This window comes from Vibrio breoganii, from assembly GCF_001677275.1.
GTDB classification, from domain to species: Bacteria; Pseudomonadota; Gammaproteobacteria; order Enterobacterales; family Vibrionaceae; genus Vibrio; species Vibrio breoganii.
Genome location: NZ_CP016179.1, coordinates 219,037 through 237,781 on the forward strand (window position 1 = coordinate 219,037; position 18,745 = coordinate 237,781).

Annotated in this window: 23 protein-coding genes; 13 read left to right on the forward strand and 10 right to left on the reverse strand. The window is 44.9% G+C overall.

From position 1 onward, the window contains the following. Nucleotides 1-149: 149 nt before the first annotated feature. The gene (locus A6E01_RS20115) at nt 150-557 is read right to left on the reverse strand and encodes a hypothetical protein (protein ID WP_065211280.1); all 408 of its coding nucleotides are present in this window, start codon (nt 555-557) and stop codon (nt 150-152) included. A 730-nt stretch (nt 558-1,287) separates the two neighbouring features. Between A6E01_RS20115 and A6E01_RS20120 the strand changes: the two genes are divergently transcribed. Together A6E01_RS20120 and A6E01_RS20125 are read left to right on the forward strand one after the other, a co-directional pair. Further along, the gene (locus tag A6E01_RS20120; RefSeq protein WP_102484687.1) at nt 1,288-1,506 is read left to right on the forward strand and encodes a hypothetical protein; all 219 of its coding nucleotides are present in this window, start codon (nt 1,288-1,290) and stop codon (nt 1,504-1,506) included. A 47-nt stretch (nt 1,507-1,553) separates the two neighbouring features. Further along, a complete protein-coding gene (locus A6E01_RS20125; protein WP_065211282.1) occupies nt 1,554-1,952 on the forward strand; it encodes a hypothetical protein in 399 nt (132 codons plus the stop codon). Nucleotides 1,953-2,028: 76 nt separating this feature from the next. Here A6E01_RS20125 and A6E01_RS20130 read toward each other — a convergent pair whose 3' ends face one another. Both A6E01_RS20130 and A6E01_RS21200 read right to left on the reverse strand, forming a co-directional pair. After that, entirely contained in the window at nt 2,029-2,412 is a 384-nt protein-coding gene (locus A6E01_RS20130) for a hypothetical protein (protein WP_065211283.1), read from the reverse strand. Nucleotides 2,413-2,533: 121 nt separating this feature from the next. Further along, complete coding sequence (locus A6E01_RS21200) at nt 2,534-3,346, reverse strand: superinfection immunity protein (RefSeq protein WP_082961443.1); 813 nt, start codon at nt 3,344-3,346, stop codon at nt 2,534-2,536. Nucleotides 3,347-3,572: 226 nt separating this feature from the next. Here A6E01_RS21200 and A6E01_RS20140 point away from each other — a divergent pair, with 226 nt between their 5' ends. The 7 genes from A6E01_RS20140 to A6E01_RS20170 all read left to right on the forward strand — a co-directional run bounded on the left by A6E01_RS20140 (nt 3,573) and on the right by A6E01_RS20170 (nt 6,668). Then, nucleotides 3,573-3,959, forward strand: a complete 387-nt coding sequence (locus A6E01_RS20140) for a hypothetical protein (RefSeq protein ID WP_065211284.1) — start codon at nt 3,573-3,575, stop codon at nt 3,957-3,959. 10 nt (nt 3,960-3,969) lie between these two features. Beyond that, a complete protein-coding gene (locus A6E01_RS20145; RefSeq protein WP_065211285.1) occupies nt 3,970-4,365 on the forward strand; it encodes a hypothetical protein in 396 nt (131 codons plus the stop codon). Between the two features lie 15 nt (nt 4,366-4,380). Next, entirely contained in the window at nt 4,381-4,950 is a 570-nt protein-coding gene (locus A6E01_RS20150; RefSeq protein WP_156744661.1) for a hypothetical protein, read from the forward strand. A 133-nt stretch (nt 4,951-5,083) separates the two neighbouring features. Then, nucleotides 5,084-5,464 (forward strand): hypothetical protein, encoded by a 381-nt coding sequence (locus tag A6E01_RS20155; protein ID WP_065211287.1) that lies wholly within the window; start codon nt 5,084-5,086, stop codon nt 5,462-5,464. An 11-nt stretch (nt 5,465-5,475) separates the two neighbouring features. Beyond that, entirely contained in the window at nt 5,476-5,856 is a 381-nt protein-coding gene (locus A6E01_RS20160) for a hypothetical protein (RefSeq protein WP_065211288.1), read from the forward strand. 21 nt (nt 5,857-5,877) lie between these two features. Then, a complete protein-coding gene (locus A6E01_RS20165) occupies nt 5,878-6,441 on the forward strand; it encodes a hypothetical protein (protein WP_156744662.1) in 564 nt (187 codons plus the stop codon). Then, nucleotides 6,438-6,668, forward strand: a complete 231-nt coding sequence (locus A6E01_RS20170; protein ID WP_065211290.1) for a hypothetical protein — start codon at nt 6,438-6,440, stop codon at nt 6,666-6,668. The genes A6E01_RS20165 and A6E01_RS20170 overlap by 4 nt, the downstream gene beginning before the upstream one ends. A gap of 52 nt (nt 6,669-6,720) precedes the next feature. On the opposite strand, the gene A6E01_RS20175 is transcribed toward A6E01_RS20170, so the two are convergent. From A6E01_RS20175 to aguA, 4 genes are all read right to left on the reverse strand, one after another. Beyond that, nucleotides 6,721-7,074 carry a hypothetical protein gene (locus A6E01_RS20175; RefSeq protein ID WP_065211291.1) on the reverse strand — a complete coding sequence of 118 codons (354 nt, stop codon included), beginning with the start codon at nt 7,072-7,074 and terminating at the stop codon, nt 6,721-6,723. Nucleotides 7,075-7,119: 45 nt separating this feature from the next. Further along, nucleotides 7,120-8,022 (reverse strand): hypothetical protein, encoded by a 903-nt coding sequence (locus A6E01_RS20180; RefSeq protein WP_065211292.1) that lies wholly within the window; start codon nt 8,020-8,022, stop codon nt 7,120-7,122. Between the two features lie 133 nt (nt 8,023-8,155). Continuing rightward, entirely contained in the window at nt 8,156-9,541 is a 1,386-nt protein-coding gene (locus A6E01_RS20185; protein WP_065211293.1) for an APC family permease, read from the reverse strand. A gap of 1 nt (nt 9,542) precedes the next feature. Then, on the reverse strand, nt 9,543-10,634 hold the full coding sequence (gene aguA, locus A6E01_RS20190) for an agmatine deiminase (RefSeq protein WP_065211294.1): 1,092 nt from the start codon (nt 10,632-10,634) through the stop codon (nt 9,543-9,545). Nucleotides 10,635-10,840: 206 nt separating this feature from the next. On the opposite strand from aguA, the gene A6E01_RS20195 reads away from it, so the two are divergent. Further along, a complete protein-coding gene (locus tag A6E01_RS20195; RefSeq protein WP_156744663.1) occupies nt 10,841-11,491 on the forward strand; it encodes a TetR/AcrR family transcriptional regulator in 651 nt (216 codons plus the stop codon). Here the strand turns inward: A6E01_RS20195 and A6E01_RS20200 are convergent. After that, nucleotides 11,488-12,321 (reverse strand): hypothetical protein, encoded by an 834-nt coding sequence (locus A6E01_RS20200; RefSeq protein ID WP_065211295.1) that lies wholly within the window; start codon nt 12,319-12,321, stop codon nt 11,488-11,490. The genes A6E01_RS20195 and A6E01_RS20200 overlap by 4 nt on opposite strands. Nucleotides 12,322-12,357: 36 nt before the next feature. Beyond that, nucleotides 12,358-13,233 (reverse strand): hypothetical protein, encoded by an 876-nt coding sequence (locus A6E01_RS20205; RefSeq protein ID WP_065211296.1) that lies wholly within the window; start codon nt 13,231-13,233, stop codon nt 12,358-12,360. 440 nt (nt 13,234-13,673) lie between these two features. Between A6E01_RS20205 and A6E01_RS20210 the strand changes: the two genes are divergently transcribed. From A6E01_RS20210 to A6E01_RS20220, 3 genes are all read left to right on the forward strand, one after another. Next, on the forward strand, nt 13,674-15,236 hold the full coding sequence (locus tag A6E01_RS20210; RefSeq protein WP_065211297.1) for a polysaccharide lyase 6 family protein: 1,563 nt from the start codon (nt 13,674-13,676) through the stop codon (nt 15,234-15,236). Between the two features lie 54 nt (nt 15,237-15,290). Then, nucleotides 15,291-16,979 (forward strand): chondroitinase-B domain-containing protein, encoded by a 1,689-nt coding sequence (locus A6E01_RS20215; protein WP_065211298.1) that lies wholly within the window; start codon nt 15,291-15,293, stop codon nt 16,977-16,979. Nucleotides 16,980-17,060: 81 nt separating this feature from the next. Next, the gene (locus tag A6E01_RS20220; protein ID WP_065211299.1) at nt 17,061-17,873 is read left to right on the forward strand and encodes an oligogalacturonate-specific porin KdgM family protein; all 813 of its coding nucleotides are present in this window, start codon (nt 17,061-17,063) and stop codon (nt 17,871-17,873) included. A gap of 400 nt (nt 17,874-18,273) precedes the next feature. Here A6E01_RS20220 and A6E01_RS20225 read toward each other — a convergent pair whose 3' ends face one another. Then, nucleotides 18,274-18,591, reverse strand: coding sequence for a hypothetical protein (locus A6E01_RS20225; RefSeq protein ID WP_065211300.1), 318 nt, complete (start codon nt 18,589-18,591; stop codon nt 18,274-18,276). Nucleotides 18,592-18,745 lie beyond the last annotated feature (154 nt).

Consider the following 18,745-nt stretch of genomic DNA (forward strand, 5'->3'; position numbering starts at 1 on the left):
AGTACGTCCGATTGCAGTGATTTGAGCTTGTAGTTGGGATTTTCTTTCGGCTGTGGTTGGACTTTGGGGTAACTCTTTTTAAAGCCATTGGGGGTGGCAATAAAAAAACCCGCTTTTGAAAGCGGGTTTTGTGCCAGTTACACATTAACTTAACTGGTGATGGTGCTCATTGCGGCCTGTGCAACGCACAATTGGAAGTGGTCGTATGCCACTAGCTGTGCATAACGAGAGGCGTTAACCTCTTCTGCACTGCTCATGAAAATGTTCATTTCCGATAAGAGTGTGTCCTCTAGAAGATCTCGAGCTTCGTAATACTCCATCTCTTCGACACGTTTCGTTTGAACTGCTTCGCGGCCATCAAAGTACGAATCGTTGATGTTCACTAAGGCACGCCCACTATCGTCCATTAGCAATGGAAGGTGTTGCGAGCGGCATATGCTATCGAGCACAAATGCCTTGGTTAGCTTGTGAATGTCTGGAGTTGGAAGTGGTTTGTTACGCAAGATTAACTTAGCGAACACTTCAGGCTGAGAGCCAATGATTAAGTTTTGCTGCATAGGGATATTCCTCGGTTTTCGTTTAAGAAAAAATAATGAAGACCTTTTGAGTCATTCGTCGGTAGGTAGTCCTATTTCACGCTGTTTTAGATTTGTGTTGGTACTCATGAGTGGAGCGTCACCGGTGAATGGTTGATCAGCAGTTCTTTGTCGCAGTTGCGTTCCGTGACGCTGTATTGCAGTGGCGGTTCCATTGATATGCATAGCGGTTCACTGGGGGCGAAATCGATGAGTCTCATTTTTAGTTAAGCACTTAACGCTTAACTATTAAATTGCTTATGACACATATTGGTAATTATCGGTCATAGTAAATATTCAATCATGATCACATTATTAGCTGCTTCAGTGGTCTCTGTTCTTGACGTACCCCCAAAACACCCACTCCGTAACGTGACCCTGTAACACGACAAAAACAGAACACAACACCACACCCAGTCGCCACCATAAAACACCACTCACAACTTAACCACCTAACTGAAAGAAAGAGCAGCATATAATCACAAGCGCCCATTATTACTAGGCATGTAGTTAAATCAGTTAAGCATTAAGCGTTAAGCACCTAAATATTGTGTTTTTACTTTTTAAAAAATGGCGATTGATAGGCCTTGTAGGGGTGTCGCGAGCCATGTTTGTTCGTGGATGTGTTGATGTGTTCTTTGTTTGGCGTAGTAAATGCGAAGCCAAATGGCTCCACGAACTTAACTTAATGGTTGTATTTGGAGGTTTAACAATGAAAAACAGTACGTACGGGCGAGTGGGTTGCAAGCCTTTGCCGGAGACCTTTGATGTTGATTTTATAAATTATATTAACAACGTGTATTTAGATCCTGCGATATGGGATCGAGATAAGCAGGATTGGCCGGCGATAGAGAAGGAAGTTCATGCTGATTTTGATGAGAGCATGGGTTCTGTTCGTGTCTCCCGACACCTCGAGGCAGCCAGAGGATAGCTAGCGAAGATTACTGATACTTAACGGTGAATGAAGGAACTTGAAACATGAAAAATAGAGCAGAAGTCTTAGCTGAGTATTTCTCAGATGGTTTGGAAGTTGGGCAGTTTGAGGCGGAGTTGCTGGATACTCAGGGCGTTGGCCATAGAGTCACTATCAATGTTAATCCCCTATCAATTGCGCAAGAGATAGATGCTGAACAGGCTGATATTTATGGTTGCTCGGTTGAGCCAATGATCGAAGCAATGATGGCCGGTGTTCCTATTGAGGTGGATTATCGCAATTCTCGGATCGCGGTTTATCCCCAGATGATGAATGCTGGACCTCTGTATTTAACGCCTGAGCTTATTCGGCAGTTTGAAGCAGAGTTGGAGTTGAGTAAATTCGACGATGATCTGGTTGAATGGTCCTGGGATGAGGTTGAACCTATTATCACGTGCTTGTAGTGATATGAGAAAAGGGCTACCACTATTATTGTGGTAGTCCTTTTGTTTCCTGCGTACCTGTTAACCGACTAAATGCTTAGTAGGATTTACAAGCGTTTCCTTTCCATCGCCAGTTGACGAGTGTGCCGGATTCGTCGACCTCAAAGAAAGTAGTGCAGTTGTGTTGCACTGTGTAACCTCCAACAGAGTTAGTTGTAGAGTTCCCATAAAGGGTGCCCCCAACGGCGTTATAAGTTGTCGTAGTGTAGTTTGTCTGAGGAACATATGTGCTGGCTTGATACCCATAAACATAAACTTTGTTGCCATTTGGCGCGACAAATGAGTTGTCTGGATATCCCCAACTATTGACTAGCTCTTCAATATCGTGCCCCATCCAAGTGTCTAATATTGCGTTGTATCTCTCGGTTGTTGCGCAGCCTGAAAGAATAGTTATCACTACAATCAGTAGAAGCTTTTTCATACCTAATCCATTAAAAAGGTGTTGTTCGATAGGGAGGCAAGACTACATTGGTGGAGCACTTTGTTAATAGATTTAGGTCAAAGAAATTGTGCAGATCACGCAATATTTGGTCTGGGCGCCATCAATAGTTCAGTAAAAAGGTTTTGCGCTTCTGAAACTCTGCTTCGGTTATGGCGCCGGACTTTCGCAATGCATCCAGTTTTTCAATCTCATCCGCAATCTCGCCTCTGTTCATCCCAATATCGCTCGAGTTTCCAAAGAGAGACCATATTAATGCAATAAGCCAGCCAACTCCCCATACCAATGTTCCAAAAACATTTATTAATAAGATGGCCGTTTTGTTGGGGTGGTTCTTCTTTCTGGCAATGATAGTCGGGAGAAAAAACAGATAGATCGCCAGTGCTCCTAATGCGATGGCTGACGTGATCCAAACTAGCTGTGAAAATAGCCCTCCGCTGAGTTCTTCTGGTGCAGTTAAGTAGTCGGTCGTTACTTCTGTATATACAACGGTGGTGTCTATTTGTTGGGTTTTGTTGTGTCTTTGGGTGCAGTTAGGCCAGCTTTGTGGTCCTAGTACTGTTGGGCAGTTTGTGGTCGCGTTTGGTTGGGTATCAAGGTTGGTTATTGCTTTGATATTTCTGTTAACGCAATTACTCCATGATCGAGGGCCAAGTAGTTTGGGGCAGGTTTCCTTGATCCAATCGGATTGCCATTTCTTGAGAGTGTTGAGTTTATCTAACGGAAAATCCTTGGCTTTTAGAGCGGATATATTGCGTTCTGCGCAGTTGCTCCATGATTGCGGGCCCAACAGCTTGGGGCAGCTTTCTTCTATCCATATTTTGTCTTTTAGGGGTAGATTCTCAAGATCTCGAAGAGGATTAGCGTGAGAATTTATCGATGCTAAAGCCAAAAAGGCTAGAAATAATGTGCGCATGGGAACTCCTTGGTGTTTCTGGTTAGTCTACCTCTAACACCTTGTTGCAAAAGTCTTGTATTTCTTCAGCTTGGTTTGTTTTCGAGCTAACTCACACTATAGAAAGCAGTATTAGTCAACTGTGTTCCTATTCTTGTTGCGGCGTTGTTAATGAAGCGCGACAGCCTGTGTTTATTGCCTGGTTTTACCTACTAGAAAGAAACCAAAAAAGTTCTGGAGGTGGGATATGACTTTTATGGCTGAAGGCTTGGTTCTGTTGTTTGTATCGTTTGGTGTCATGGCTGAGAACGAGGACGCAGAAGCTGAGTATGTAATGGTAATTCAGGATGTTGGGGCGCGTTCAAGCTATGAGTTGTTAGAGTCGTCTGATTTGAGTGCTGGTGGGGGTTTAAGCCCTAATTCGGGCAGTGCAGATTCGGCAACTAGTGCACAAACAGCTGCTATTGCGATGAAGGTGGCAACTGCAGAGCGAAATTCAATTATAAGTGCAGCTCGTTCAGGGAAAGTTTCGAGAGCGAGTTACTCAACAAATGCAGGCACTGCAACGCGAGCATCAAATACAGAGCGAAGTTGGATTATTCGTACTGCTCGTAGTGGTTTTATCGTCAGGTAGGGGTGCAAATATGAAGAGTATTTACGGTGTGGCGTTGGTGTCACTTTTGGTGTCACCTTTGGTGATGGCGGTCGATTACGACCTTGAGTATAGCGATGTGATTGCACAGGTTGAGTCGTCAAAAAACTACGACATTGTGCCTGAGGATGAATGGTCGCAGGGTGAGGGTGAGAACTATTACGTAGATGATGTTGATCATGCATCTAGCGTTACCACCGCAGCTCAGGCCTTGAAGGTTAACTCCGCAGAGCGAAATGCCATTATCTCGGATGCGAGGGCAGGGACAGTGAGTTCAGCGTCGTATTCAACAAGTTCGGGTAATGCGACAAGATTATCGACAAGTGAACGTAACTATCTGATTAACCAGGCAGTGATTGAGATCTGTAAAGATTTCTCACATTGCTAGATGAGAGGTGAGACTATGAAAGCAATATTGGGTTTTTTATTGGTATTGTTACTGCCTTTGTGTGTGCATGCACAAGAGGAGTTGAGCTATCAAGACTATATCGATGATGTAAAAGCTGCGGGTCTTTATGATAGTGAGAAACCGCAAGATTTGAGTGCTGGTAGTGGCTTGAATGCAAACTCTGACTCAGCAGATAACGTGTCTACAGCTGACGCTGCTCAAACGGCAAGTAAGGTCGCAACAAGCGAGCGTAATTCTATTATCTCTGATGCGAGATCGGGAACGATAAGTAAAGCGAACTACGCAGATAGTACAGGCACTGCTACTCGTGTCTCTACAACAGAGCGCAATTACATTATGAGTGAAGCGCGAAAGCGTGTTTGTCAAAGTATGCCTACGAGACGCTGGACTACTTCTTCCAATACTTCTTGGGGGTGCCAGATCATGAATAGAACCCAGTACTGGGAGTCAAAATACACATGGTCTGGGGGTGTTTGCAGTCAAAGTCAGTATGAATATCGTACGGCCACAGGATCGCTTGCTGGGGAGAAGTGTGGTAGTGGTGGCGGGGGTGGACGACGTTAATGTTAGGTGGACAAGGGGAGCTTCGGCTCCCTTTTTTTGTTGGGATTTATAAATGATTTTACTCGTTTATTTCTCATTCGCAATTGGTATATGTATGACAAATGGGAATTAAAAATTAGTAAAGGATGCGGTAATGAAAAGACTGAATCTTGTAATGTTGGTAGCGGTAATGAGTGGGTCTAGTGTGGTTTACGCTGGCTCTGAATATTACTCTGGCATTATGCAAAGTGTATCAAGTGGTTCCAACTTCGGTAGTGTGACTCATGATGGTCTTAATACGAGTGGGGGTAACAACCCCACCTTGCCGCCCGTTGAGGCTGCCAAGTCTGCGGGCACTGCGGGGGTAGCGCTGACGGTGGCAACCACTGAACGTAATAGGATTATATCAGAGGCCTTGACTGGTACTCACTCGCGGGTAGGGACGGCTACAACTGCGACTCAGGCAAACGCGGCGTCTACGACAGAGCGTAACTGGATAAATGCTACGGCGCGTAGTCGATTTCGTGTCGAGTAGGGGTGGATGAAATGAAAAATGTTTTGATTGTAGTGGCTAGTGCTTTCTTTTGTGTTTCAGCGATGGCTCATGACTACAACAGTGTTATTGATGGAGTGGCCAGTGGTCACAGGTATGTTGGTGTGGATCAAGGCAGTTGGTCTCAAGGTGGTGGGCTGAACTATAAAACCTTTTCCGATCATGTACCTCGGGTTGATACTGCCAATGTGGCGACTCGAGTCGATACGACTGAGAGGAATGCCATTATTAACTCAATTAGGAATGGCACGATTAGAAATGCAACTTATGCGGTAAATGCTAATACAGCCACACGTTTGTCGAACGCGGCGAGAGAGGCGTATATCGAAGCTGCGCGTAAAGAAATTTGCAAAGGCTACTCGCATTGCAGTTAGGTATTTGGGGTGAAAGAAAAGATGAAAAAAACAATGTTAGTGCTATTTGGATCAGCGGTATTTTCTGCGGGTGCTGTGGCGTTCGATTACGGTTCTGTTATCGATTCGATCTATATAAACGACCGTCATGGTGAGATTCACCAAGATGCGCTCGCTGGTGGTGCGGGTAAAAATGCGCAAGTAGAAGCACCAGAGCATGTAAGCTCAGCTGATGTTGCGGGAACAGCTACAACAGTAGCGACTGCTGAAAGGAGTTCGATCAAATCTACTGCTTTGAATACCTATCAGTTAGCAGGGGCAACGAATGCAGCGACAGCTGGTACCGCGACGCGCGTTTCCGATGCAGAGCGTAACTTGATTATTGCTGAGGCAAGTAGACGTGTGTGTGTTGCAATGCCTAATAGTGGGGCATGGACCACTGTGACTGATGTTTGCGTAGCTGGTGGTAATCGAAATATCACTACGAAAACCTGGCAAAAGCAATATGCTTGGACAGGTTCGGTCTGCAAGGGTACGGACGTGCTTATTCGTTCTCATCTTCAGGTAATCGGTAGAGACTGTACTGGTTCGGGTGGTAATAAGTGAGGTCGCTTGTTAACCTGAGGTCTGCTCTTGTAGCAAAAGGCTTTAGTGAAATTTACGGCATTGGCCTGTACGGCAGAGAGTCTGACGATGTGTTTGTGGATGTTAATACAGGTTTCGCTTATGTTTATCCTTATGTAGATGCTCCGCGAGATATGTTAATAGGGGTTGCTGAGATTGGGGCAGAACTAGAGCCTTTGATTGAAAAGGCGCTGACCACCTATGCGTAGTGCTTTTGAAAAACGTGTGAGCCGGTAGTTATTGTAACTTCCGGCTCTTTTTTTACGGTGTGGCTGTCAGGTTAACTCCCAGCTTCCCTTTAAGTTGTTCGAAGACATCAAGTTTTGATTGGCCCTGAAGTTTCTTTACTGAGTTGTCTTGCTCGTACGAAAGTGAGCTGGATTTTCGTGGTGGTGGCAGTTCTATTGGTTGTCTAGTTTCAGTCTGTTCTATTCGTTTCTGTTGCTTGAGCAGTGAGGTTAAAACTCCTGTCAGGTAGTCCATCGCATCAATGTATTGCTGTGGATTTGGAGCAGTTTTCGTTTTTGGTTTCAGTTTAGCAACCACATTTTTGATTTGGTTAATGGATGGTTGTTCGTTTCTCACCCATTCCTTTGCGCCCGTGAGCTTACACATACATTACCTCATGAGTTTTTGGGCAGGGGAGCCTGCCCGTTGTTTTTATTGAAATTGCGCTACAAGTTTGTCGATTCGGCTTTGAGTATCCTCATGCGACACATCAATAAACTCATAGTCTATGTCACTAAATACAAGATGCTCATTGGTGTGTAGGTTCATACTCTTCGAATAAACGAGCACGCGTTCAGCGGGTTTACTTTCATCTTTTCTGGCTATGATGAGTGATAAGGGCCATCCAGGGAATGTATCTAGAAAAGCCTTGCAGTCTTCATTATCTGAAAACCCTTCACCACTGGTACTGCCTAGCAAGACATCTTTCCTTTGTGACACTGCATCAATAATGTGTTCTCCAAAGTTGCGGCTAATCGACTCCAAATCAAATAGGTTGATGTTGCTCATACTGTCGGCATATGAGGCATCTTTGTGGATGAGTGGCTGAAGCAATACCGTCGAGTCATTGTTCTTCTGTGTTGCTGATTGGCAATCGAAGTGCGCGTTTTCAATAAAGCTCAGTGGGGTCGGGTAAGTGCCAATTGTAGGTCCATTTTCGTGGTGGAATTGTTCGCTATCGTAAAGTGATATGTTTCCTTCGTGCTCACAAACCACAAATGCGCTAGGTTCGCTTCCGGATGCTTGGATTACGATTTCGAAGCGTGTATCGATATCTTGTTCAAGAACGAACAGGAACTCACTTTTGGTACTGAAAACGCCTTCGTGGAATGGTGCTAACGACCATGTCGATGTTGAGTAAATAATCTCAGCCAGGTGTCGCAATGTATCTATCGAAGGTGGATAAAACTCAAGGTTGGATTGGCTTATTCCCGTCGCGGCTTTTCGGATCGCATCAAGATTGGGGGATGGTTTTGTGTTGGCTGTGTTGTGGGGTAATCCCCACTTATCAAGAGAGATTCCTATTGCTGTTAGTTCTGTTGTCAGTTTATTCATGCGCTTCTCCTTTGCTGGTGGAGCCAGAGTAGCACTAAGATAAATTCGCTAAAGTTAAGAGAAAAGCCCGCAACGAATCACCTTTCGGTGACAGTTGCGGGCTTTGTTTTTTCATTTCTGGTGAGTGGTGCTGTTACTCGGCAGTGCTAGCTTTAAGTGCTTTTGCACGGCGCATCATTGCAACTTCACCTACAACAAGAGCAATCAGAACGCCTGAACCCACTTGGATAAGGAATTCGGTGTCTAGGCCTGCAGCTGGCGTCCAGAAGAACGTGATGATACCAAGGATCAGGCATACCATTGGGCTGTAACAAGCTAAACGTAAAATAGTCAAGTTGCCTTTAACTTTGTAAGGGCGCTCTTTGTTGTCTGTCTTGCGCAGTTTAAGGAAAGCGGGGAACATAACGATGTAGCTCATTAGTAGTGTAATGGCACCAAGCGAGAATACATTCCAGAACAGGTCTTCATTGCCACCGGTGGTCGCAATGATAGCGTAAGCAATCATGACGATAGTCGCTACGACACCGTTCATTAGTGCCGCACCTTTCGCTACGCCGTCTTTGGTTTCAGTTTTAAAGATTTTTGGCATGTCGTTATTCAGTGCTGCGTATTTTGCAACATAGTTAACGCCAACTGACCACGAAACGATGTTTGAGATGAGAGTAAATAGGAACATTACTGCAAGAACGTTGACTAGCACGCCCATGGCGCCAGTTAGTCCGAATAGCGCTTCTAGGGATTCGTAAAGACCAGCCGCAGGGTCGATAGCGTCTACTGGGATAACGGTCAGAATGCCGAAGCTACTAAATAAGTAGAAAAACGCAATCAGAATACCGCCAAGGATTGTTGCGCGAGGGATATCTTTTGCAGGGTCTTTAAGTGCGCCAGCTGCACCTCCAACTACCTCAAAACCTACCAGACCAAATAGAGCGATAGGAATTAGCTCTAGGCCAGTATTTAGATCGGGAGTGAAGTCAGCAAGAGACATGCCGTTCGCTGTCGGGTTGCCAAGGGCAATGTGAGAGATACCGGCGATACCGATAGCGCCCATCACGACAACTTTGCAAAGCGCACCAAGGTTAGTAACCCATGCTGCATCAGCAATTGGTTTTAGAGACAAGAACACTGCAACCCAACTCATGGCTATGGAAATGAGCGCTATTTGAATTGCGGAGAATTCGACGTTAATAATTTGACCTAGAACGACAGCGAAAAGGAAATAGACTGCTGGGATCCAGAGTGCGAAGTTAATCCAGTAAATCCAGGCCGTTCTTGCGCCCCATGTTTTACCAAAGGCTTTTGCAACCCAATCATAAATACCGCCATCATCAGGGTATGTTGTTGATAGTTCTGCTGTAATCAATCCGTATGGCAGGAAGAAGCAAGCTAGAAGGAGTAGCCACCAAAAGAAGCCACCAATACCTGCTGATGCAGATGCAGCAACAGTGTCAATTACCAATACTGTACATACTCCAAAGAGTACGGTTTGGGCGAGGCCCATTTTCTTATTCGAATCCATTTTAAACCGCCGGGATTTGCTGTGTGATGCAGTGGATGTTGCCACCACCAAGTAGAATTTCGCGCGCCTCAACACCTGTAATTAGGTGGTCTGGGTACATGCGTTTGAACATCGCTTCCATATCTCCGTCAGTTTTTGGATCAAGGAGTGGGAAGATGATGTGTTTATTTGAAATTAGGTAGTTTGCATAAGATGCGGCAAGGCGCTCACCAGCCTCACGTTCCATCCCGTCCGCAGCATCGATGCCAGAGGCTTCCTCTGCTGTCATGTAGAGTGGACCAGGCATTGGGATCTTAATAACCTCAATAGAGCGGCCTTTTGCGTCAGTTTGAGCTTCAAGAGCGGCTAATGATTCGCGAGACAGTGTGTATTGAGGGTCTGTTTCATCGTCGCACCAAGTAAGGGCGATAGTTGCAGGGCGCACTACGTGAATAAGGTTATCAACGTGACCGTTCGTTTCGTCATTGAAAAGACCGTTAGGGATCCAGATAACTTTTTCTGCACCTAAGTAGTCGCAAAGTAGTTTCTCGATTTCATCTTTTGTTAAGTCTGGATTACGGCTTGGATGAAGTAGGCATTCTTCTGTCGTATAGACAGTGCCTTCGCCATCAATGTGGATAGAGCCACCTTCAAGAATGAGTGGCGCTCGGTAGCTATCGTCGCCTAGGATTTCACAAACTTTTTGAGCGATCTGATCGTCTTTGTCCCAAGGGAAATAGAGTCCATCGACTAAGCCGCCCCAGGCATTAAAGCCCCAATCAACACCGCGTCGATTGCCGTTATCGTCAACAACATAGCTTGGGCCTGTATCACGCATCCATGAGTCATTGGAGCTCATCTCGATAACTTGAATATCGCTAGGAAGTTGTGTGCGAGCGTTATCAAACTGGCTTGCACTGACGACCATTGTTACTGGTGTGCGTTTAGAGATGGCTTTTGCCACTTCAACGAATGTGCGTTGTGCAGGTTTTGCGCCTAAACGCCAGTTGTCACATCGCTCTGGCCACACCATGAAAACGCGCTCATGAGGTTCGTGTTCACCTGGCATGCGATATCCGTCATTTGACGGTTTAGATTGTAATCTTTCGCTCATTTTTATTTACTGCTCTTAGTAAGTTGTATGTCAACACTAACGAGTAGAGAGATTTGGAATTGCTAATAGTGTCATTTATCGAAAGGTAAGGTGGTTGAGGGGCAATTATTCCGAGGTGGTACGCAAATAATCTGAGAAATGCCTGTGATTTGTCGATACTTGGTTCTAATAAGTCTCTATTTTGTGTTGATTAAAGGTATCGGTAGTTGAGTTTAAGTAGGAGTGAGGTTACGCAAGCGCGGTTGGTTCATATCAAAGAAACTGCTCTGGATATGATTGACGCTCGCAGCGTAGATGCCATTACCATGTATGAAGTGGCTAAGGAAGCTCAGGTATCTCCATCAACGATCTATTATCACTACCCGAATATTGAGGCGCTGTTCTGTGATTTGCAGAGGGATATTTTCACTCAATTTAGTAGGGTAATAGACTCTGCTTTATTGGGAATAGACGTCAGGAGTTGGGTGGATCTTAATCGTGCTATTGAGTGTGGTTTTGTAGATTTCTACACTCAGAATAGAGCAGCTTCAAAGCTACTTTTGGGTGTGCATGGGCACAGTCGGTTGGTTCAAGAGAATCTGAGTAATGATGATGGGTTAGGCGAGATGATCCAGCGCTATTACGAGCGCTACTTTCATCTCCCGTTGTTACCTGAGCAATTCAATATCTTTACAGTGTCGGTGCAAATTGCAGATAGGCTTTATTCATTAGCTGTTGAGCGTGAGGGGTCTATTGGTTCGTTGATGGCTAATGAGGCTTTAGTGGCTACAGAAGGTTACTTGTCAGCTTATTTACCTAGGGTGCTCAAGGGAAAGCCGAAAGCTACGTTCGGCGTGTTTCCCAAGATGTTGTCTTAGTGGATGGTGGTATCTTCAGGGGTTTGCTCGTTAGTGATGCTACTATCGGTGATAAATACAGTGTTGGAATGCAGTTTGGTTTTGGTTGCTTCAGGTAAAGCTCCAGAGTTGCAGAGACCAAGGCCTATGGCTTGGATGAGACCGCGTTGTATGTGTTGAATACCAGAATCAAGAGTGTTCTTGTGGTAAGCGAACTGTGCCAGTTGTAGTTCTGCCTTGATGTTATCTTCGATCCGTTGTTTTCTCATAATGTCTTTGAGTTTCGTTTCACTATCGATGAGGTTTTCAATGCTTGTGTTGATTTGCAATTCTATAAAGTGCGGAGCGAATTTTGGGAATGCTGCCTTTATTTTCAGGTTGTCAGACGCTGAGGCGAGATCGTCGATTGCGCTAGCTAAACAGCGAACAGAAATTCTAACCAGTGTTTCCATGCTTGGAAACTCGGCAACGATATTCCTAGGTAGCTTTTCAGCGCTGGTGGTCTTAAGAACGCATGCGACGGATGTACTACCGTCTTTAGAATCATCGATGTTATCACCCGAAATGGCGTCCGTGTAAATGGTAATTTCCCCATTATTAATCTTCGGTAGCTTTCCAGTGTAGGCGATGGCGCAGCCCCCGGCGCAGAAAGGAAATGTATCGAAACCTTCAATGTCTTGGATTGCTTTCTCAATCAATTCGATTGGGTGGGTCTCTTGGTAGGTATGAGATGCCACAAGATAGCCCTCGATAAAGCGTTGCGTGATGACTTTTGGGTCGGTGGTGTTGATGGATGTAACCAGCGTCCCCCACTTTCCGCTGACGGTAATAGTTGTGCTTTCTGTGGTCATGTATTTGTCCTGTGCCGACTGTAAGGCCGATAATGATTAGTGGATAGTGCTGTTGTGTTGGGTAGGTTTAGCTTCTTTCTTGATGCCTAGTAAGTCGTCTTCAATGAGGAGTACCGGTCTACCTTTATTGATGTGCAGGAATGCTGGTGGCTCGCCTGTGTTATAGATGTGCATTCCAACGATTTGTAGCACTGCTGTGTGGGTGAGTTCGAGGGTAAGGTCGAGTTGTTTTCTATCGAGGGCAAGTGAGTGCATTTCACTCGGGGTCAGTATGGTGTCGTTTCTAGCGTGTTTTTCGCAGGTTTGGTCAATTTTCTCTTCGAAGGTTTGGCTTAGAGTTGTTGAGCTATCGATACTGCGTTCAATCCAGATAGGTGCGCAATCGAAGAACTCTTCGGTGACTTTGTTGCCTGCCAGTGCCGCCACGATGTGCATGTCGTTACAAATCTGAGCGAGTGAATGTATCGATGCCGCAATTAGGCTGTTTAATGATTTAGCCTCTGTGCCTATTGATAGTTTAAGTCTCTGTGTATGAGAACTGCGAAGGACTACCAGATGTGGAGGTTGGTTAGGTTCGTTAGTCTCGATGTAATCAGGTTCCGAAATTGCGTCCGTATGAATTACGATTTCTCCGTTCTCAGGTGTGGGCAGGTTTCCTGTATGCGCAATAAAGCATCCTCCCGCCGTTATCAAGAATCGATTAAGGGAAGCGTCGCTACTTCCGTTCGCTTTCATATCGCTGATAGCTCTATCAAAGATCTTACAAGCGTTCATGTTCTTGTATTTAGCCGATGCTGAAAGATACCCTTCGATAAAAAGCTGGCGGATGAACTTGATGTCATCAGTGTGGACTTTCTGAGACGCCTCGCCCCAGCGTCCTGTGATTGTTACTAGTGTTGTTTGTGTTGTCATTATTGCGAAGTCAATTGAGTCATCCTGTGGCAGTAGAGTGTATTTGCGCTTATGTGATAGTGACAGCTACTCTAAAACATTTGCGAGACAACTCGCAAATAACACGGAACGATGAAAGCATCTCGTTATATTAACTCTACATGCATGGTCTACAAGCCAATTTAGACAGTAAAACTAACATTCCAGTAAAATTACAAATACTCAATCAAAAAACCTCCAAAAACCGCATTTAAATAAGACGCATTGGCTTATTTTACTCGTTTTAACTGCTTATATATGAAATAAAGCACCTATAAATAAAAGGCCTTGAAGTCCTTTGTTTGCGTGCCTTGATCAAACTTCCGTCTGTCCGTGCGAGATAGGTCGAAGAATATAATAGCGCCTTATTTTTCTGTTGCTTTGTGTGGAAACATGTATGCATACAAATCGGAGAAATGAAGATGTATAAGAAACTATTAGCAGTCGCAATTGCGGGTTCAGTAATGGCAGGTTGTGCAGCAACAACCAATTCAGTTGATGTTGGTTCGACAGCAGATCTAATTAATACTGAAACGATGTTAAAGGAATATGATAAGCCAGTAATTGCTGCTTCCTCTATTCCTGTTGGTGATGCAGTGGCGCTTAAGGCGCAGCTTCTAAACCTTAAAGACGGTCAAACTCTTGTTCTTCCAGCGGGGAAGTATGCGGATTTGGGTCGCTTCGATCTTAAAACTAATAACATCACCATTAAAGCTGAAAAGGCGGGTACTGCTTGGTTTACTGGTTCAATTCAAATGAACCTAACTGGCGACAATATTACTCTTGATGGTGTTGTGTTCTCTGAGGGTGGTCCGGCAGAGCGAATGGGTGGCATTACCTTTCGCGGTAGTAACAACGTTCTGACTAACTCTACATTCTTCTATTTCAATGATAGCTACGAATACCAACCTGATCAGCGTCGCTCTGAATATCCAAAAACACTTTGGATTTCGATGTATGGCAAGAACAACCAGTTAATCAGTAATACGTTTGAAGGTAAGCACAAGCGCGGTACGTTGATTGGTATTCAGAAGGCGAAAGGCGATACGACTACCGACCGTCACGTTATTCAAGGAAACCTTTTCTACAACCAGAAGCACAACCAATACAACGAGTTCGATATTGCTAATGCGCGTCGTTATAACTCAAACAGTTGGGAAGCGATTCGTGTAGGTGACTCTAAGAGTTCTATCTATCCATCAGAAACAACGATTGAAGGAAACTTGTTCCTTCAGTGTGATGGTGAAACTGAGTTGGTATCTCTGAAGTCTGCTGGCAATACAATCAAAGGCAATACCATTGTAGACAGTGCTTCAATGATTTCAGTTCGTCACGGCATTGATAACACCGTTGAAGACAACGTAATCCTTGGTAACGGCAAGCGCTTTAGTGGCGGTATTCGTCTTTACGATGCGGGCCATGTAATTCGTAATAACTATGTTGAACGTGTAATGGGTACCGGCAATGTTCGTGGTGGTATCGCAATTAATACCGGTATCACTGACGTTGCAAATGGTGAAACGCTTTCTCAAGATACGTACGGTAAAGAGCTCAATAAGCAAGCAACTCCATACAAAGTAACTGTGGAGAACAATACGGTTATCAACTCCCGTCAAAACATCCTGTATTCAGATAAGCGTCACCGCGTGAGTCTGTATGACAACTCTCAGGTAACAACGGTTTTCGCAGGAACTGATATGACGTTCCGCAACAATATCTCCTACGCCAAGATGGCCCGAACTCTTGCTCTTAAAGGCAGTGATTCTACAGCACCACTAGTAAACCCAACTTACGACAACGAGTTATTCGTTGGTCAGGTAGCGGGTTTGGATCTTCCGTGGGAAGGCATTGTTTACCGTGACCCTCGCTTTGAACGTGCCGATAACGGCTTGCTTGAAGCAACCAATTTTAATGGCGGTGCACGCGGTCTGAAAGTTCTGTCTATGAACGAAACGGGCGCTAGCTACCAGATCACAAAAGACTAATCCGATTCCTAATCGGGACTCAGGGCGAGTCCCATTCTAATGAGAAGCAGTAATATGAAACTAAACAAACTATCTGCATTGATGGCAATGGCATTGTCTACGTCTGTACTTGTCGGTTGTAATTTCCATGACAAGCCAGATCTACCTTTTCTTCCAGAAATTCCAGAAGTACCTGAAGTACCTGAAATTGGTGAGTTAGAACCTGATGTGGTTGTGACTGATATTGCCTCTCTACAATCGGCGTTGACTATTGCCGTTGATGAGAATGGCGATGGCAAGGTTGTTGTCGGTCTTGACCCAAAAACTGGTCCGTACACGAATCTGGGTGATCTTGGTATTCCAGCGGGTGTTTACCTGATTGGTGATGATGGTACAAGCACGCTGAATAACATGATTGAGCCTGCAGTTATTGCTGGTGGTGATGCGTGTATTCTTATCACTAACAACAACGTTACCGTTTCTAACATTACGTTTGAAGGTGTTAACGGTGCTTGTGTAGATGATGGCGACAAGGCTGTTGGCTCTCGTGATACTGCTCTATTTATTCTAGGTGCAGGCAGTAAAACAGAGTTCGCTAGTGGTGTTCGCCCTGGTGATACTAAACCTTCTGGTATCACGCTTAGTGATATTACGATCGATGGTGCTGGTCGCGCCGCCTCAACAGAAGCAGCTGCACATGACATTATTGTGCGTGGCCAAGCAAACATTCTGAACAACGCATTTGTGAACAAGCCAGTTGAGGTAGGTACGTTCATTAATGTTCGTAATGATTCAAATGCACACGTCGACACTGTTATCTCTGGTAACTACTTCTACAACTTGAATGATGGCGCTGCGTTTGTTCAAGATGAGATTGACGGTACTACGGATGCGGGTTCTAACTTCAATTCTGTTGATATCTATGCAATCCAAGTTGGTACCAGTTCTTCAAAGCAGAACAACGTTACTAACACTCAAATTACCGACAATCTATTTGAAGCTACTGCAGGCCCTCGTCGCCTACTGCGCGTTCGTGCAAGTGGTAACACTATCTCAGGTAATACGTTCCTAAACACTTATGGTTGGGTTTCAATCGAAGGTGGTGAGAGCAACGTGTTTGATAGCAACGCTGTTCTAACTCGTGGTGTTGCTTCTGCTTATCAAGGTAAGTACGAGACACAGCTTCGCTTCATCGGTAAGGGCGATCAGGTTACAAACAACTACTTCTACCGCACGGTTGCAAACGCAACGGGTAATGAAGCTGGCGCTATCTCTATTTGGGAAGCTCAACTAGAAGAAGCAGGTGATACAACATTGCGTGCTCCAGCAACGGTTGCGAACAATACCGTTGTTAACTCTAAACAAGCGTTCCTGATCGGTAAGGGCGATGCGTCTTGTCAGACAGACATCGATCTTGCTCAGTCAGTAATTCACTTCAAAGACAACCTTGTCGCTAATGGCGTTAAAGGTTCGACTTCTGGCAATAATGCTTACCGTGACGACTGTTTCCTAAACGCAGCTTCTACTTGGGAAGGTGATGTGTATGCAGTAGCGGGTCTTTCTGCAAATGGTCGTATCGATGCAGCTGGCGCAACAGATGCACAGATTATTGCTGATGCAGATGTTGAGAAGGCGTCTGCTGACTACGAATACTTCGAAGCAATGGCTGGTGGCAATGTTGAAGGTAAGGGCGCTATGGGCCTAACCATTCTGACAAGTGCTGATGTTGGTCCTCAGTCTGGCTCAACAGATACTGCGGAATAACTCCTGCTCTGAATAAGCAGGCGCACAGTAAGTGTGTGTCTGCTGTTCCAACTTCATACAAAATATAGAGATTCAAAGAAGATGAAAAAAACACTATTAGCTGCAGCGATCATGACGCTGGCAAGTGGTTCTGCGTTCGCCGCAACAATGACAGTGAAATACGAGCACAAGCTGCTTGATGGCCGTACAGACCGTCCAAAGCTAGAGCTTTCTCACCGCATGGACAATGGTTTGCAATTGGGTTTTGAAAACGCATGGCAGATCGAACGTAGCGAAACTGAACGTGAGCGTAAAGCAGGTTATCAGCCTGATCAGTATGAAATGACATTCAAGACCGATTATCAACACCGTTGGGGTGACCGTCGTGAGTGGCAACTTGGTACTGTTCTTGATTTTCAGTTAAAAGAAGAAGCTAAAAACCTACGCTACGGCGTGTACGCCGGTTACCGTTATACGCGTGACCTACAATCTAAAGTTCGCGTTCGTGTAAGTGAAAACATCGCTCGCATGAAGGACAATAGCTCTTGTAGTGAAGTAAGTGGTGATGGTGTTCGTGGTGGTTGTGACTCGGATACCTACAACAAGGAACTTCGTGTTGACCACTGGTTGACGTATCAATGGTCTGATTTCACGTTTGTTTGGGATTTCATCTACTTAAATAAGTTAGTTGATGAAGATGTATCAGTGTTTGATAACAACAAATCAAGCGCAATCGAGAATGAATTCAGCGCTGAGTACCGTCTGCCAAATGCACGAGCGCACTCGTTCTACGGTAAGTACAAAATTAAGCAAGAGCTTAAGAAGAGCAGCCATAAATCAGAGAATAACGGCGGTTATGACTGGTTTGGTAAGCGCGATAACGCAATCGAAGTTGGTTACAAATACCGCTTCTAGTTAAAATTTCACGTAGCTCAAGGTCGATACTTCTGTATCGGCCTTTTTTGATTCTACTTAGCAGTGGTGGTTTGTTTGTCTGAAGGTTGTGATCGACTTGTGGTAGTGGGTGGTGGTCCAGGTTTGTCCCTTGCAAAAGAAGTAGGCATGAAACGGCGTTCAGTTAATGTTGGTACGGTCGGCCATGTGGACTATGGAAAAGTTTGTGGGGTGATACAAAGCGTTGATCGAGGGAAAAGCCGGAAATCAGATAGGAAGCGAAACAGAAAGAATCGATGGTCCTAGGTTGGAAGAAAGAACAACCTAGGAGTTCTGGCTAGTGGGTTAGTGGATGCGCGCCCCACCAGTATCAGGGCTTATGGGTAGGTTGAGAGTCTCCTAGGAGACTCTCAAGGTGCTATCAGTCTTCGGTGAGTGTGTAACGGAGCCCACCAAAGCCATAATAGTAGAAATCGTCTGATACTTCGGGGGTTTTCATGTAAGTAATATATAATAACTTGCGTCTTGGGGTGGCGGTGTTGAAGAACGTATACTCAAACTTCGTAACACGAGTGTCCCCGTAAATTGGTTTTGGATCTTTGACGACTTTATATGCATTTATTATTTGCCCGTCATGGTGAGAGTATACATCACTAATGTTCCCTTTTATTAGTGTTGCTTTACCATCGGCTGTGGTTTTGATCTGGAAAGTACCAGCTTCAACAGCAGGTTTGTTCATGTATTTACGTTAAACTCGTTTGAAAAAACGCCATCGACGTAGCCGTCCCCTTCGCCACACCCAGAAAGGAGTGTGGTTGCTAGCAGGGATGTTGCAATAAGTGATTTTTTCATTGTGTACTCCGTTACTAATAGACATTCTATTTAAATTACAA